Source organism: Klebsiella michiganensis (genome assembly GCF_002925905.1).
GTDB lineage: Bacteria > Pseudomonadota > Gammaproteobacteria > Enterobacterales > Enterobacteriaceae > Klebsiella > Klebsiella michiganensis.
The window spans coordinates 347172-360529 of the sequence record NZ_PRDB01000004.1; the positions used below are offsets into that span (position 1 = coordinate 347172).

Genomic DNA, 13358 nt, shown 5'->3' on the forward strand with positions numbered 1-13358 from the left:
ATATAAAAAAACCCGCCGGAGCGGGTTTTTTTACGTTACTACAGATTACTCTGCAGCAGCTTCTGCTTTCGATTCAGAGCGATCAACCAGCTCGATGTATGCCATCGGCGCGTTGTCGCCAGCACGGAAGCCACACTTCAGAATACGAGTGTAACCACCGGCGCGGCTCGCGAAACGCGGGCCCAGCTCGTTAAACAGTTTTGCCACGATCTCGTTATCACGAGTACGGGCGAATGCCAGACGACGATTAGCAACGCTATCAGTCTTGGCAAGAGTAATCAGCGGCTCAACTACGCGACGCAGTTCTTTCGCTTTCGGCAGGGTCGTCTTGATGATTTCATGACGAACCAGCGAACCAGCCATGTTACGGAACATAGCCTGGCGATGGCTGCTGTTGCGGTTCAGTTGACGACCACTCTTACGATGGCGCATGACCTTATCCTTCTCAGTAAAACCTTAACCTGTGATCCGGTTACTCGTCAGCAATGCTTGCCGGTGGCCAGTTTTCCAGGCGCATGCCCAGAGACAAACCACGTGAAGCCAGCACGTCTTTAATCTCAGTAAGAGATTTTTTACCCAGGTTCGGCGTTTTCAGCAACTCAACCTCGGTACGCTGTACCAGATCACCGATATAGTGGATAGCTTCTGCCTTAAGGCAGTTAGCAGAGCGGACAGTCAATTCGAGATCGTCAACAGGGCGCAGCAGGATCGGATCGAATTCTGGTTTCTCTTCTTTCACTTCCGGCTGACGTACATCACGTAAATCAACGAAAGCTTCCAGTTGTTCTGCCAGGATGGTTGCCGCACGACGAATCGCCTCTTCAGGATCGATTGTGCCGTTGGTTTCCATTTCGATGACCAGCTTGTCCAGGTCGGTACGCTGTTCTACACGCGCTGCTTCAACATTGTAGGCAATACGCTCTACAGGGCTGTAGCATGCGTCGACCAGCAGACGGCCGATTGGGCGCTCATCTTCTTCCGAATGAATTCGGGCAGAAGCCGGCACATAACCGCGACCGCGCTGAACTTTGATACGCATGCTAATAGCTGCGTTCTCATCGGTCAGGTGGCAGATCACATGTTGCGGCTTGACGATTTCGACATCACCGTCATGGGTAATGTCGGCTGCGGTCACAGGGCCAATGCCAGATTTGTTCAAAGTAAGGATAACTTCATCTTTACCCTGAACTCTCACCGCCAGCCCTTTCAGGTTGAGCAGGATTTCAAGGATATCTTCCTGAACGCCTTCTTTGGTGCTGTACTCATGAAGTACACCATCAATCTCAACCTCGGTCACCGCGCAACCCGGCATCGATGAGAGCAGAATACGGCGCAGTGCGTTACCAAGAGTATGGCCAAAGCCACGCTCTAAAGGTTCAAGGGTCACCTTGGCGTGCGTCGAACTCACTTGCTCGATATCGACCAGGCGCGGTTTTAGAAACTCTGTCACAGAACCCTGCATTGTGTCCTCTCTTTGGTACTAAGCTTTACTTGGAGTAAAGCTCGACGATCAGGTGTTCGTTAATGTCCGCAGACAGATCAGAACGTTCCGGCTGACGCTTGAACGTACCTTCCATCTTGCCAGCATCAACTTCCAGCCAGGTTGGCTTTTCACGCTGCTCAGCCAGCTCCAGAGCGGCTTTCACGCGAGATTGCTTTTTCGCTTTCTCACGAATGCTGACAACGTCATTCGCTTTAACCTGATAAGAAGCGATGTTAACAACACGACCGTTTACCATGATAGCTTTGTGGCTAACCAGCTGACGTGATTCAGCACGAGTCGCGCCGAAGCCCATACGGTATACAACGTTGTCCAGACGACCTTCCAGCAGAGTCAACAGGTTTTCACCGGTGTTGCCTTTCAGACGCGCTGCTTCTTTATAGTAGTTACGGAACTGACGCTCCAGCACACCGTACATACGGCGAACTTTTTGCTTTTCACGCAACTGCACACCATAGTCAGACAGACGCGGTTTACGCGCACCGTGCTGGCCAGGAGCTTGTTCAATTTTACACTTGGTATCGATCGCGCGAACGCCAGACTTAAGGAACAGGTCTGTGCCCTCACGACGGCTCAGCTTGAGCTTAGGACCCAAATATCTTGCCATTTTCTTTCTCCAACAATCCTAGAAACGAACGCGTTATACGCGACGTTTTTTCGGCGGACGACAACCGTTATGAGGGATCGGAGTCACATCAGTAATATTAGTGATGCGGAAACCAGCGGCGTTCAGTGCACGAATAGTAGATTCGCGACCTGGACCCGGACCTTTGACCATAACTTCCAGATTCTTGATGCCGTATTCTTTTACGGCTTCAGCGCAACGCTCTGCTGCAACCTGAGCTGCAAACGGAGTGGATTTGCGAGAACCACGGAAACCGGAACCACCGGCTGTTGCCCAACCCAGCGCGTTACCCTGACGATCGGTAATGGTAACGATGGTGTTGTTAAAAGAAGCATGGACATGAGCCACGCCATCAGAGACTTGTTTTCTTACACGCTTACGTGCACGAACTGGTGCCTTTGCCATTATTCAATCACCCCGACTATTTCTTGATCGGTTTACGCGGACCCTTACGGGTACGTGCGTTGGTCTTAGTACGCTGACCGCGAACCGGAAGACCACGACGATGGCGTAAACCACGATAGCAACCAAGGTCCATCAGACGCTTGATGCTCAGGGTGATTTCACGGCGCAGATCACCTTCAACGACAAATTTACCAACCGCTTCACGCAGGGATTCAATTTGTTCTTCAGACAGCTCACTGATCTTAACATTTTCAGCGATACCCGTGTCAGCACAGATGGCTTTAGAGCGGGTCTTGCCGATACCGAAAATAGCAGTTAATGCGATTACGGTATGTTTGTGATCAGGAATGTTAATGCCTGCTATACGGGCCACTATGCACTCCTACTATTTAATATGTACGCACCATGCTGAAAAGCCCGTTTTCAGGATACTCAAATGGAAACGTACAGACATACAAAAGATTGGCTGGCTAATCTAGCCAGCTCAACCCAACTTTGCAAGAAAAATATGCGAATAAATCAGCCTTGGCGCTGTTTATGCTTCGGCTCGGCACTGCAAATCACGCGGATGACGCCATCACGCTTAACGATTTTGCAGTTACGGCATAATTTCTTGACGGAAGCACGAACTTTCATTTTTACTCTCCGTAACTTCTCGAGCGACCTGTTAGCGGCCGTAGCCTTTCAGGTTCGCCTTCTTCAATGCAGACTCGTACTGACTCGACATCATCAGAGTTTGCACTTGAGCCATAAAGTCCATAATCACGACAACAACGATAAGCAGTGAGGTCCCACCAAAGTAGAACGGTACTTTCATTGCATCACGCATGAACTCCGGGATCAGGCAGATAAAAGTGATGTATAACGCACCGACCAAAGTCAGGCGAGTCATTACTTTATCGATATACTTCGCCGTTTGCTCTCCCGGACGAATTCCTGGTACAAATGCACCGGACTTCTTCAGGTTATCTGCTGTTTCACGCGGGTTGAAAACCAACGCCGTGTAGAAGAAACAGAAGAAGATGATTGCAGACGCATAGAGTAACACATAAAGCGGTTGCCCAGGCTGCAAATACAGCGAAATTGTTGTCAGCCAGTTCCAACCAGTACCGCCCCCGAACCATGATGTAATGGTAGCCGGGAACAGAATAATACTGGAAGCGAAGATTGCCGGGATAACCCCTGCCATATTCACTTTCAGCGGTAAATGTGTGCTCTGTGCAGCATAGACACGACGACCCTGTTGACGTTTAGCGTAGTTTACCACAATGCGGCGTTGACCACGCTCTACAAAGACAACAAAGAAGGTCACTGCAAATACTAATACTGCAACCAACAGCAACAGGAGGAAGTGCAGGTCGCCTTGACGCGCTTGCTCGATAGTATGGGCGATGGCCGGCGGGAGACCCGCAACGATACCGGCGAAGATAATGATTGAGATACCGTTTCCGATACCGCGCTCAGTAATCTGTTCGCCGAGCCACATCAGGAACATCGTTCCTGAGACCAGACTAACAACAGCGGTGAAATAGAATGCAAAGCCTGGATTAATCACCAGGCCCTGCATACCAGGCATATTCGGCAGACCGGTAGCAATACCGATCGACTGGAATATCGCCAGCACCAGAGTACCGTAGCGGGTGTACTGGCTGATCTTACGACGACCAGACTCCCCTTCTTTCTTCAGCTCCGCTAACGGCTGATAAACAACCGTCAGCAGCTGGACAATGATCGATGCCGAAATATACGGCATGATACCCAACGCAAAGATAGAAGCACGGCTGAGAGCGCCACCAGAGAACATGTTGAACATTTCAATGATGGTGCCTCGCTGTTGCTCAAGCAGTTTGGCAAGTACAGCGGCATCAATACCAGGGATCGGAATAAAAGAGCCAATACGGAACACAATCAACGCACCGATTACAAACAACAGTCTGCGCTTCAGTTCGCCAATCCCACCTTTGGCACTTTGAAAATCTAATCCCGGTTGCTTAGCCATCTGCTACTTATTCCTCAATTTTACCGCCAGCAGCTTCGATAGCAGCACGAGCACCTTTAGTCACGCGCAGGCCACGAACAGTTACCGGACGAGATACTTCACCAGACAGGATCACTTTCGCGAATTCGATCTGGATACCGATAATGTTAGCCGCTTTCAGCGTGTTCAGGTCGATAACATCGCCTTCTACGTGAGCAAGATCAGACAGACGAACTTCTGCGGTGATCATCGCTTTACGAGAAGTGAAGCCGAATTTCGGCAGACGACGGTACAGAGGCATCTGACCACCTTCGAAACCGCGACGTACGCCACCACCAGAACGAGAGTTCTGACCTTTGTGACCACGACCACCGGTTTTACCGAGGCCAGAACCGATACCACGACCCAGGCGTTTACCCGCCTTTTTGGAGCCTTCGGCCGGAGACAGAGTATTTAAACGCATCTCTTACTCCTCAACTTTAACCATGAAGGAAACCGCGTTGACCATACCACGAACAGCAGGAGTATCCTCGCGCTCTACGGTGTGACCAATACGACGCAGACCCAGGCCAAGCAGCGTTGCCTTGTGTTTCGGCAGACGACCGATTGCACTGCGGGTTTGAGTAATTTTAATAGTCTTTGCCATGGTTTATTTCCCCAGAATTTCTTCAACGGATTTACCACGCTTGGCAGCGACCATTTCTGGAGAATTCATATTTTCCAGGCCATCAATAGTTGCACGAACCACGTTGATCGGGTTGGTGGAACCATATGCTTTGGCCAGAACGTTATGAACTCCAGCAACTTCCAGAACGGCGCGCATTGCACCACCGGCGATGATACCGGTACCTTCGGAAGCTGGCTGCATGAATACACGAGAACCCGTGTGAACACCTTTAACCGGGTGCTGCAGGGTGCCGTGGTTCAGCGCGACGTTAATCATATTGCGACGGGCTTTTTCCATCGCTTTCTGGATCGCTGCTGGAACTTCACGCGCTTTACCGTAACCAAAACCAACGCGACCGTTACCGTCACCAACTACAGTCAGAGCTGTGAAGGAGAAAATACGACCACCTTTAACGGTTTTAGATACGCGGTTAACCGCGATCAGCTTTTCCTGCAGTTCGCCAGCTTGTTTTTCGATGTGAGCCATCTTACACCTCTACCTTAGAACTGAAGGCCAGCTTCACGGGCAGCATCTGCCAGTGCCTGGACACGACCATGATATTGGAACCCGGAACGGTCAAAGGAAACATCTTTGATGCCTTTTTCCAGAGCGCGTTCAGCAACAGCTTTACCCACAGCTGCTGCCGCGTCTTTGTTACCGGTGTACTTCAGTTGTTCAGCGATAGCTTTTTCTACAGTAGAAGCAGCTACCAGAACTTCAGAACCGTTCGGTGCAATTACCTGTGCGTAAATATGACGCGGGGTACGATGTACCACCAGGCGAGTTGCACCCAGCTCCTGGAGCTTGCGGCGTGCGCGGGTCGCACGACGGATACGAGCAGATTTCTTATCCATAGTGTTACCTTACTTCTTCTTAGCCTCTTTGGTACGCACGACTTCGTCGGCGTAACGAACACCCTTGCCTTTATAAGGCTCAGGACGACGGTAGGCGCGCAGATCTGCTGCAACCTGGCCGATCACCTGCTTATCAGCGCCTTTCAGCACGATTTCAGTTTGAGTCGGACATTCTGCAGTGATACCGGCCGGCAGTTTATGCTCAACAGGATGAGAGAAACCTAAAGCCAGGTTTACTACATCCCCTTTGACCGCTGCACGATAGCCTACACCAACCAGCTGAAGCTTTTTAGTGAAGCCTTCGGTAACACCAACAACCATTGAGTTCAGCAGGGCACGCGCGGTACCAGCCTGAGCCCATCCATCCACGAAACCATCACGCGGACCGAAGGTCAGAGCATTATCTGCATGTTTAACTTCAACAGCATTGTTGAGGGTACGAGTCAGCTCGCCGTTTTTACCTTTGATCGTAATAACCTGACCGTTGATTTTTACATCAACGCCGGCAGGAACAACGACCGGTGCTTTAGCAACACGAGACATTTTTTCCTCCGATTAGGCTACGTAGCAGATAATTTCGCCACCAAGACCAGCCTGGCGCGCTGCACGATCGGTCATAACACCTTTAGAGGTAGAAATAACCGCGATACCCAGACCCGCCATAACTTTCGGCAGCTCATCTTTACGTTTGTAGATGCGCAGACCTGGGCGGCTGACACGCTGAATGCTTTCTACAACAGCTTTACCCTGGAAATACTTAAGAGTCAGTTCCAGTTCCGGCTTGATGTCGCCTTCAACTTTAAAATCTTCAATAAAGCCTTCTTCCTTCAGCACGTTGGCAATTGCCACTTTCAGCTTGGAGGAAGGCATGGTGACCGCAGCTTTATTCGCGGCCTGACCGTTACGGATACGGGTCAGCATATCCGCGATCGGATCTTGCATGCTCATCTGTCTTTACTCCCGTGATTCAATTGGTGACAATTACCAGCTAGCCTTTTTCAGACCCGGGATTTCACCGCGCATTGCGGCTTCACGGACCTTGATACGGCTCAACCCGAACTTCCGCAGGAAACCATGCGGACGACCTGTTTGACGGCAGCGATTACGCTGACGAGACGGGCTGGAATCACGCGGCAGAGTCTGCAGCTTGAGAACAGCATTCCAACGATCTTCGTCGGTTGCGTTCACATCAGAGATGATAGCTTTCAGTTCAGCGCGTTTAGCGAAGAATTTATCAGCTAAAGCCACGCGCTTTACTTCGCGTGCTTTCATTGATTGCTTAGCCATTAAGTAACCCTACCTTACTTGCGGAACGGGAAGTCAAAGGCAGCCAGCAGAGCGCGGCCTTCTTCATCAGATTTCGCAGTAGTGGTAATGGTAATATCCAAACCACGAACGCGGTCGACTTTATCGTAGTCGATTTCTGGGAAGATGATCTGCTCACGGACACCCATGCTGTAGTTGCCACGACCGTCGAAAGACTTAGCGGACAAGCCACGGAAGTCACGGATACGCGGTACAGCAATAGTGATCAGGCGCTCAAAGAACTCCCACATGCGTTCGCCACGCAGAGTTACTTTACAGCCGATCGGATAGCCCTGACGGATTTTGAAGCCTGCAACTGATTTGCGTGCTTTGGTGATCAGCGGTTTTTGACCGGAGATTGCTGTCAGATCGGCTGCTGCGTTATCCAGCAGTTTCTTGTCAGCGATCGCTTCACCAACACCCATGTTCAGGGTGATCTTCTCGACCCGAGGGACTTGCATGACAGAATTGTAGTTAAACTCAGTCATGAGTTTTTTAACTACTTCGTCTTTGTAGTAATCATGCAGTTTCGCCATCGTACTACTCCAAATTACTTGATAGTTTCGCTGTTAGATTTGAAGAAACGGACTTTTTTGCCGTCTTCGAATCTAAAGCCTACACGGTCAGCCTTGCCGGTTGCCGCATTGAAGATTGCAACGTTAGAAACCTGAATAGCAGCTTCTTTTTCAACGATGCCGCCTGGTTGGTTCAGAGCCGGAACCGGCTTCTGGTGTTTCTTAACCAGGTTGATACCTTCAACAATGAGCTTGCCGGAAGACAAGACATTCTTAACTTTACCGCGTTTACCTTTATCTTTACCGGTTAACACGATAACTTCGTCATCACGACGGATTTTCGCTGCCATGATTCGCTCCTTAGAGTACTTCTGGGGCCAGAGAGATAATTTTCATGAACTTCTCGTTACGAAGTTCACGAGTTACCGGCCCAAAAATACGCGTACCGATGGGCTGCTCGCTGTTATTGTTTAAAATAACGCATGCATTACCATCGAAGCGAATGACAGAACCGTCCGGGCGACGAACACCCTTCTTGGTGCGCACCACTACCGCCTTCAGCACATCACCTTTTTTGACCTTACCACGCGGAATTGCTTCTTTGATGGTGATCTTGATGATGTCGCCTACGCCTGCGTAGCGACGGTGCGAGCCACCCAGAACCTTGATACACATTACGCGACGTGCACCGGAGTTGTCGGCGACGTTCAGCATAGTCTGTTCTTGGATCATTTTAGTGCTCCGCTAATGTCAACTACTACTGAGACCCAAAAATAGGGTCGTTAAAAAAGCCCCATATCGAGGGCGCGGCATTATAACACCGCAAATCAGATATGGGTAGAAAAAATAAACGGCTCATCGCTGAGCCGTTTATCCGTATCGAGAATGCGTACTCTATTACAGAACCGCTTTCTCTACAACGCGAACCAGCGTCCAGGACTTAGTCTTGGACAGCGGACGGCATTCGCGGATTTCAACCACGTCGCCGATACCGCATTCGTTGTTCTCGTCATGTACGTGCAGTTTGGTCGTACGCTTGATGAATTTGCCGTATACCGGGTGTTTCACCATACGTTCGATAGCAACAACAATGGATTTCTCCATTTTGTCGCTAACCACGCGACCTTGCAGAGTACGGATTTTATCGGTCATTACGCACCCGCCTTCTGAGTCAGTAAAGTCTTAACGCGTGCAACATCACGACGCACTTGCTTCAGCAGATGAGTCTGTTGCAGCTGGCCACTTGCAGCCTGCATACGCAGGTTGAACTGCTCACGCAGCAGGTTCAGCAGCTCAGCGTTCAGCTCTTCAACGCTTTTTTCACGCAGCTCTTTTGCTTTCATTACATCACCGTCTTAGTTACAAAGGTGGTTTTGATCGGCAGTTTCGCTGCTGCCAGGCCGAATGCTTCACGGGCCAGCTCTTCCGGTACGCCGTCCATTTCATAAAGGACTTTACCCGGCTGAATCAAGGCAACCCAGTACTCCACGTTACCTTTACCTTTACCCATACGAACTTCCAGCGGCTTCTCGGTGATCGGTTTGTCCGGGAATACACGGATCCAGATCTTACCTTGACGCTTAACTGCACGGGTCATAGCACGACGTGCTGCTTCGATCTGACGTGCAGTCAGACGACCACGGCCAACAGCTTTCAGACCGAAAGTGCCGAAGCTAACATCCGTACCCTGCGCCAGACCACGGTTGCGGCCTTTGTGCACTTTACGGAATTTTGTACGCTTTGGTTGTAACATCAGCGACGCTCCTTATTTACGGCCTTTACGCTGCTGCTTTTTAGGTTGAGCAGCCGGTTCCGGTTGTTCAACAGCAGCCATACCACCCAGGATCTCACCTTTGAAGATCCATACCTTAACGCCGATTACACCGTAAGTGGTGTGCGCTTCAGAGGTGTTGTAGTCGATGTCAGCACGCAGAGTGTGCAGCGGTACGCGACCTTCACGGTACCATTCGGTACGTGCGATTTCCGCGCCGCCCAGACGGCCGCTAACTTCAACTTTGATACCTTTAGCGCCCAGACGCATTGCGTTCTGTACAGCACGCTTCATAGCACGACGGAACATAACGCGACGTTCCAGCTGAGAAGTGATGCTGTCAGCAACCAATTTAGCGTCCAGTTCAGGCTTACGAACTTCGGCAATATTGATCTGTGCAGGCACGCCAGCGAGATCCGCGACGACCTTGCGCAGTTTTTCTACGTCTTCGCCTTTCTTACCGATAACGATACCCGGGCGAGCAGTGTGAATGGTCACACGGATGCTTTTAGCCGGACGCTCGATAACGATGCGAGATACAGACGCTTTCGCCAGTTCCTTAGTCAGGTACTGACGTACTTTAAAATCGCTGTCCAGGTTGTCAGCGAATTCTTTGGTGTTCGCAAACCAGGTTGAGTTCCATGGTTTTACAATACCCAGGCGAATACCATTAGGATGTACTTTCTGACCCATTGCTAGTCTCCAGAGTCTCAGCGATCGGACACAACCACAGTAATGTGGCTGGTGCGCTTCAGGATGCGATCTGCACGACCTTTAGCACGCGGCATAATGCGCTTCATGCTCGGGCCTTCGTCTACGAAAATTTTCGCAACTTTCAGATCATCAATGTCAGCGCCATCGTTGTGTTCAGCGTTAGCAATGGCAGATTCCAGTACCTTCTTGACCAGTACAGCAGCTTTCTTATTGGTGTAGGTCAGAATATCCAGGGCCTGCGACACTTTCTTACCGCGAATCAGGTCAGCAACAAGGCGAACCTTCTGAGCAGAAGAACGAGCATGGCGATGTTGAGCTAAAGTTTCCATCTCTTCCTCCTACCTTATTTCTTCTTCGCTTTTTTATCAGCAGCGTGGCCGCGATAAGTACGAGTCGGTGCGAATTCACCCAGTTTGTGACCAACCATTTCGTCGGAAACAAAAACTGGAACGTGCTGACGACCATTATGGACAGCGATGGTCAAACCGATCATGTTAGGAAAGATCGTTGAACGACGGGACCAAGTGCGCAGGGGCTTCTTGTCTCCGCTTTCCACCGCTTTCTCTACCTTCTTCAGCAAGTGCAGGTCAATAAAAGGACCTTTCTTGAGAGAACGTGGCATGGCTTATCCTCTAAAATTATTTGCTACGGCGACGTACGATGAATTTATCAGTACGCTTGTTGCTGCGGGTCTTCTTACCTTTGGTCTGAACGCCCCACGGAGTTACCGGGTGCTTACCAAAGTTACGACCTTCACCACCACCATGTGGGTGGTCGACTGGGTTCATCGCAGTACCGCGAACGGTAGGACGAACACCACGCCAGCGTGCAGCACCTGCTTTACCCAGAACGCGCAGCATATGCTCAGCATTGCCAACTTCGCCCAGAGTAGCGCGGCAGTCTGCTTCGACTTTACGCATTTCACCAGAACGCAGACGCAGGGTGACATAAGCACCATCGCGAGCAACGATCTGAACGTAAGTACCAGCGGAACGAGCCAGCTGACCGCCTTTACCTGGTTTCATTTCTACGTTATGAACGGTAGAACCAACCGGGATATTGCGCATCGGCAGGGTGTTGCCTGCTTTGATTGCAGCATCAACGCCAGATTGAATCTGGTCGCCAGCTTTCAGGCCTTTAGGGGCCAGAATGTAACGGCGCTCACCGTCTTTGTACAGAACCAGCGCGATGTTCGCGGAGCGGTTCGGATCGTACTCAAGACGTTCAACAACTGCCGGGATACCATCTTTGTTGCGTTTGAAGTCAACAATACGGTAGGCCTGTTTGTGACCACCACCGATATGACGGGTGGTGATACGGCCATTGTTGTTACGACCACCGGATTTGCTGTTTTTTTCAACCAGCGGAGCAAAAGGTTTGCCCTTGTGCAGCTCTGGGTTGACCACTTTAACAACGTGGCGACGACCCGGAGATGTCGGTTTACATTTAACAACTGCCATTGTATTACTCCTCCGACTTACTCAGCGCCGCCGACGAAGTCCAGATTCTGGCCTTCCTTCAGGGTGACGTAAGCTTTTTTCCAGTCGCTACGACGACCGATACGCTGTCCGTGACGTTTAACTTTCCCTTTAACAACCAGGGTGTTAACGACTTCGACTTCGACTTCAAACAGTTTCTGCACAGCAGCTTTGATCTCTGCTTTGGTCGCGTCTTTAGCAACTTTGAGAACGATGGTGTTAGTTTTTTCCATCGCAGTAGACGCTTTTTCAGAAACGTGCGGTGCGCGCAGCACCTTCAGCAGACGTTCTTCACGAATCATGCCAGCATCTCCTCAACTTGCTTAACAGCATCAGCAGTCATTACGACTTTGTCGAAGGCGATCAGGCTAACCGGGTCGATACCAGTTGCATCACGTACGTCAACCTTGTGCAGGTTGCGCGCAGCAAGGAACAGGTTCTCGTCCAGCTCACCGGTGATGATCAGCACATCTTCCAGAGCCATGTCTTTCAGTTTCTGTGCCAGCAGCTTAGTTTTAGGCGCTTCTACAGAGAAAGATTCGACAACGATCAGACGATCCTGACGTACCAGTTCGGACAGAATGCTTTTCAGCGCGCCGCGGTACATCTTTTTGTTAACTTTTTGACTGTGGTCCTGCGGACGCGCAGCGAAGGTCACGCCACCTGAACGCCAGATCGGGCTCTTGATAGAACCTGAACGCGCACGGCCGGTACCTTTCTGGCGCCACGGCTTTTTGCCTGAACCAGTTACTTCAGCACGAGTCTTCTGAGCACGAGTACCCTGACGAGCACCAGCTGCATAAGCAACTACAACCTGGTGAACCAGCGCTTCGTTGAAATCACGACCGAAGGTAGTTTCGGAAACAGTCAGCGCGCTCTGCGCGTCTTTCAATACTAATTCCATTGCTATCCCCTTACGCCTTCACAGCTGGTTTAACGATCAGGTCGCTACCGGTTGCACCCGGGACCGCGCCTTTAACCAGCAGCAGGTTGCGCTCAGCGTCAACACGTACTACGTCCAGGCTCTGAACGGTGACACGTTCGTTACCCAGCTGACCTGCCATTTTCTTGCCTTTGAACACTTTGCCCGGAGTCTGGTTCTGACCGATAGAACCCGGAACGCGGTGAGACAAGGAGTTACCGTGAGTAGCGTCCTGGGTACGGAAGTTCCAGCGCTTAACGGTACCAGCAAAACCTTTACCTTTAGAGGTACCGGTTACGTCAACTTTTTTAACGTCAGCAAACAGCTCAACGCTAATGTCCTGACCTACGGTGAACTCTTCGCCGTCAGCCAGACGGAATTCCCACAGACCACGGCCAGCTTCTACGCCAGCTTTAGCGAAGTGACCCGCTTCCGGTTTGGTTACACGGTTAGCTTTTTTAGCACCAGTGGTCACCTGAACGGCACGGTAGCCATCGTTAGCCAGATCTTTAACCTGAGTAACGCGGTTTGCTTCAACTTCGATTACGGTTACTGGGATAGATACGCCATCTTCAGTGAAGATGCGGGTCATGCCCACTTTTTTACCGACTAAACCAATCATT

Annotated in this window: 27 protein-coding genes; all 27 read right to left on the bottom strand. The window is 50.7% G+C overall.

All coding sequences use genetic code 11. The annotated features are described in order from the left end of the window. Nucleotides 1-45: 45 nt before the first annotated feature. Nucleotides 46-432 carry a 50S ribosomal protein L17 gene (rplQ, locus tag CDA56_RS12620; protein ID WP_001216372.1) on the bottom strand — a complete coding sequence of 129 codons (387 nt, stop codon included), beginning with the start codon at nt 430-432 and terminating at the stop codon, nt 46-48. 40 nt (nt 433-472) lie between these two features. Continuing rightward, nucleotides 473-1462 (bottom strand): DNA-directed RNA polymerase subunit alpha, encoded by a 990-nt coding sequence (locus CDA56_RS12625; protein ID WP_002919219.1) that lies wholly within the window; start codon nt 1460-1462, stop codon nt 473-475. Between the two features lie 25 nt (nt 1463-1487). Next, on the bottom strand, nt 1488-2108 hold the full coding sequence (rpsD, locus tag CDA56_RS12630; protein WP_004125897.1) for a 30S ribosomal protein S4: 621 nt from the start codon (nt 2106-2108) through the stop codon (nt 1488-1490). A 33-nt stretch (nt 2109-2141) separates the two neighbouring features. After that, nucleotides 2142-2531: a 30S ribosomal protein S11 gene (rpsK, locus tag CDA56_RS12635; protein WP_004138423.1), complete on the bottom strand. Its 390-nt coding sequence runs from the start codon at nt 2529-2531 to the stop codon at nt 2142-2144. 16 nt (nt 2532-2547) lie between these two features. Beyond that, entirely contained in the window at nt 2548-2904 is a 357-nt protein-coding gene (gene rpsM / locus CDA56_RS12640) for a 30S ribosomal protein S13 (RefSeq protein WP_004106333.1), read from the bottom strand. A gap of 146 nt (nt 2905-3050) precedes the next feature. Beyond that, complete coding sequence (rpmJ, locus tag CDA56_RS12645; protein WP_000868187.1) at nt 3051-3167, bottom strand: 50S ribosomal protein L36; 117 nt, start codon at nt 3165-3167, stop codon at nt 3051-3053. Between the two features lie 31 nt (nt 3168-3198). After that, nucleotides 3199-4530 carry a preprotein translocase subunit SecY gene (secY, locus tag CDA56_RS12650; protein ID WP_004106334.1) on the bottom strand — a complete coding sequence of 444 codons (1332 nt, stop codon included), beginning with the start codon at nt 4528-4530 and terminating at the stop codon, nt 3199-3201. A 7-nt stretch (nt 4531-4537) separates the two neighbouring features. Further along, nucleotides 4538-4972 (bottom strand): 50S ribosomal protein L15, encoded by a 435-nt coding sequence (gene rplO, locus CDA56_RS12655; RefSeq protein WP_004106336.1) that lies wholly within the window; start codon nt 4970-4972, stop codon nt 4538-4540. A 3-nt stretch (nt 4973-4975) separates the two neighbouring features. Then, the gene (gene rpmD / locus CDA56_RS12660; protein ID WP_001140434.1) at nt 4976-5155 is read right to left on the bottom strand and encodes a 50S ribosomal protein L30; all 180 of its coding nucleotides are present in this window, start codon (nt 5153-5155) and stop codon (nt 4976-4978) included. Between the two features lie 3 nt (nt 5156-5158). Beyond that, nucleotides 5159-5662: a 30S ribosomal protein S5 gene (gene rpsE / locus CDA56_RS12665; RefSeq protein WP_004106339.1), complete on the bottom strand. Its 504-nt coding sequence runs from the start codon at nt 5660-5662 to the stop codon at nt 5159-5161. 14 nt (nt 5663-5676) lie between these two features. Beyond that, nucleotides 5677-6030, bottom strand: a complete 354-nt coding sequence (rplR, locus tag CDA56_RS12670) for a 50S ribosomal protein L18 (protein ID WP_000358960.1) — start codon at nt 6028-6030, stop codon at nt 5677-5679. Nucleotides 6031-6039: 9 nt separating this feature from the next. After that, complete coding sequence (gene rplF / locus CDA56_RS12675) at nt 6040-6573, bottom strand: 50S ribosomal protein L6 (protein WP_004106341.1); 534 nt, start codon at nt 6571-6573, stop codon at nt 6040-6042. Between the two features lie 12 nt (nt 6574-6585). Then, nucleotides 6586-6978, bottom strand: coding sequence for a 30S ribosomal protein S8 (gene rpsH, locus CDA56_RS12680; RefSeq protein WP_004106343.1), 393 nt, complete (start codon nt 6976-6978; stop codon nt 6586-6588). Nucleotides 6979-7011: 33 nt separating this feature from the next. Continuing rightward, a complete protein-coding gene (gene rpsN, locus CDA56_RS12685) occupies nt 7012-7317 on the bottom strand; it encodes a 30S ribosomal protein S14 (RefSeq protein ID WP_002919667.1) in 306 nt (101 codons plus the stop codon). Nucleotides 7318-7331: 14 nt separating this feature from the next. Further along, the gene (rplE, locus tag CDA56_RS12690) at nt 7332-7871 is read right to left on the bottom strand and encodes a 50S ribosomal protein L5 (RefSeq protein ID WP_001096202.1); all 540 of its coding nucleotides are present in this window, start codon (nt 7869-7871) and stop codon (nt 7332-7334) included. Nucleotides 7872-7885: 14 nt separating this feature from the next. Then, nucleotides 7886-8200 carry a 50S ribosomal protein L24 gene (gene rplX, locus CDA56_RS12695; RefSeq protein ID WP_004106345.1) on the bottom strand — a complete coding sequence of 105 codons (315 nt, stop codon included), beginning with the start codon at nt 8198-8200 and terminating at the stop codon, nt 7886-7888. 10 nt (nt 8201-8210) lie between these two features. Continuing rightward, nucleotides 8211-8582 (bottom strand): 50S ribosomal protein L14, encoded by a 372-nt coding sequence (gene rplN, locus CDA56_RS12700; RefSeq protein WP_000613954.1) that lies wholly within the window; start codon nt 8580-8582, stop codon nt 8211-8213. 165 nt (nt 8583-8747) lie between these two features. Then, nucleotides 8748-9002, bottom strand: a complete 255-nt coding sequence (gene rpsQ, locus CDA56_RS12705; RefSeq protein ID WP_004106347.1) for a 30S ribosomal protein S17 — start codon at nt 9000-9002, stop codon at nt 8748-8750. Then, nucleotides 9002-9193 (bottom strand): 50S ribosomal protein L29, encoded by a 192-nt coding sequence (rpmC, locus tag CDA56_RS12710; protein WP_002919754.1) that lies wholly within the window; start codon nt 9191-9193, stop codon nt 9002-9004. Before rpmC ends, rpsQ begins: the two co-directional genes overlap by 1 nt. Next, on the bottom strand, nt 9193-9603 hold the full coding sequence (gene rplP / locus CDA56_RS12715) for a 50S ribosomal protein L16 (protein WP_002919759.1): 411 nt from the start codon (nt 9601-9603) through the stop codon (nt 9193-9195). Before rplP ends, rpmC begins: the two co-directional genes overlap by 1 nt. A gap of 12 nt (nt 9604-9615) precedes the next feature. Beyond that, complete coding sequence (gene rpsC, locus CDA56_RS12720) at nt 9616-10314, bottom strand: 30S ribosomal protein S3 (RefSeq protein WP_004106350.1); 699 nt, start codon at nt 10312-10314, stop codon at nt 9616-9618. A 17-nt stretch (nt 10315-10331) separates the two neighbouring features. Next, nucleotides 10332-10664, bottom strand: coding sequence for a 50S ribosomal protein L22 (gene rplV / locus CDA56_RS12725; RefSeq protein ID WP_002919773.1), 333 nt, complete (start codon nt 10662-10664; stop codon nt 10332-10334). A gap of 14 nt (nt 10665-10678) precedes the next feature. After that, nucleotides 10679-10957, bottom strand: a complete 279-nt coding sequence (rpsS, locus tag CDA56_RS12730; RefSeq protein ID WP_001138115.1) for a 30S ribosomal protein S19 — start codon at nt 10955-10957, stop codon at nt 10679-10681. A 16-nt stretch (nt 10958-10973) separates the two neighbouring features. Further along, on the bottom strand, nt 10974-11795 hold the full coding sequence (gene rplB, locus CDA56_RS12735) for a 50S ribosomal protein L2 (protein ID WP_000301869.1): 822 nt from the start codon (nt 11793-11795) through the stop codon (nt 10974-10976). Nucleotides 11796-11812: 17 nt separating this feature from the next. Next, on the bottom strand, nt 11813-12115 hold the full coding sequence (gene rplW, locus CDA56_RS12740) for a 50S ribosomal protein L23 (RefSeq protein ID WP_000617546.1): 303 nt from the start codon (nt 12113-12115) through the stop codon (nt 11813-11815). Then, on the bottom strand, nt 12112-12717 hold the full coding sequence (gene rplD, locus CDA56_RS12745) for a 50S ribosomal protein L4 (protein ID WP_003031119.1): 606 nt from the start codon (nt 12715-12717) through the stop codon (nt 12112-12114). Before rplD ends, rplW begins: the two co-directional genes overlap by 4 nt. A 10-nt stretch (nt 12718-12727) precedes the next feature. After that, nucleotides 12728-13357, bottom strand: a complete 630-nt coding sequence (gene rplC, locus CDA56_RS12750; protein WP_004106354.1) for a 50S ribosomal protein L3 — start codon at nt 13355-13357, stop codon at nt 12728-12730. Nucleotide 13358 lies beyond the last annotated feature (1 nt).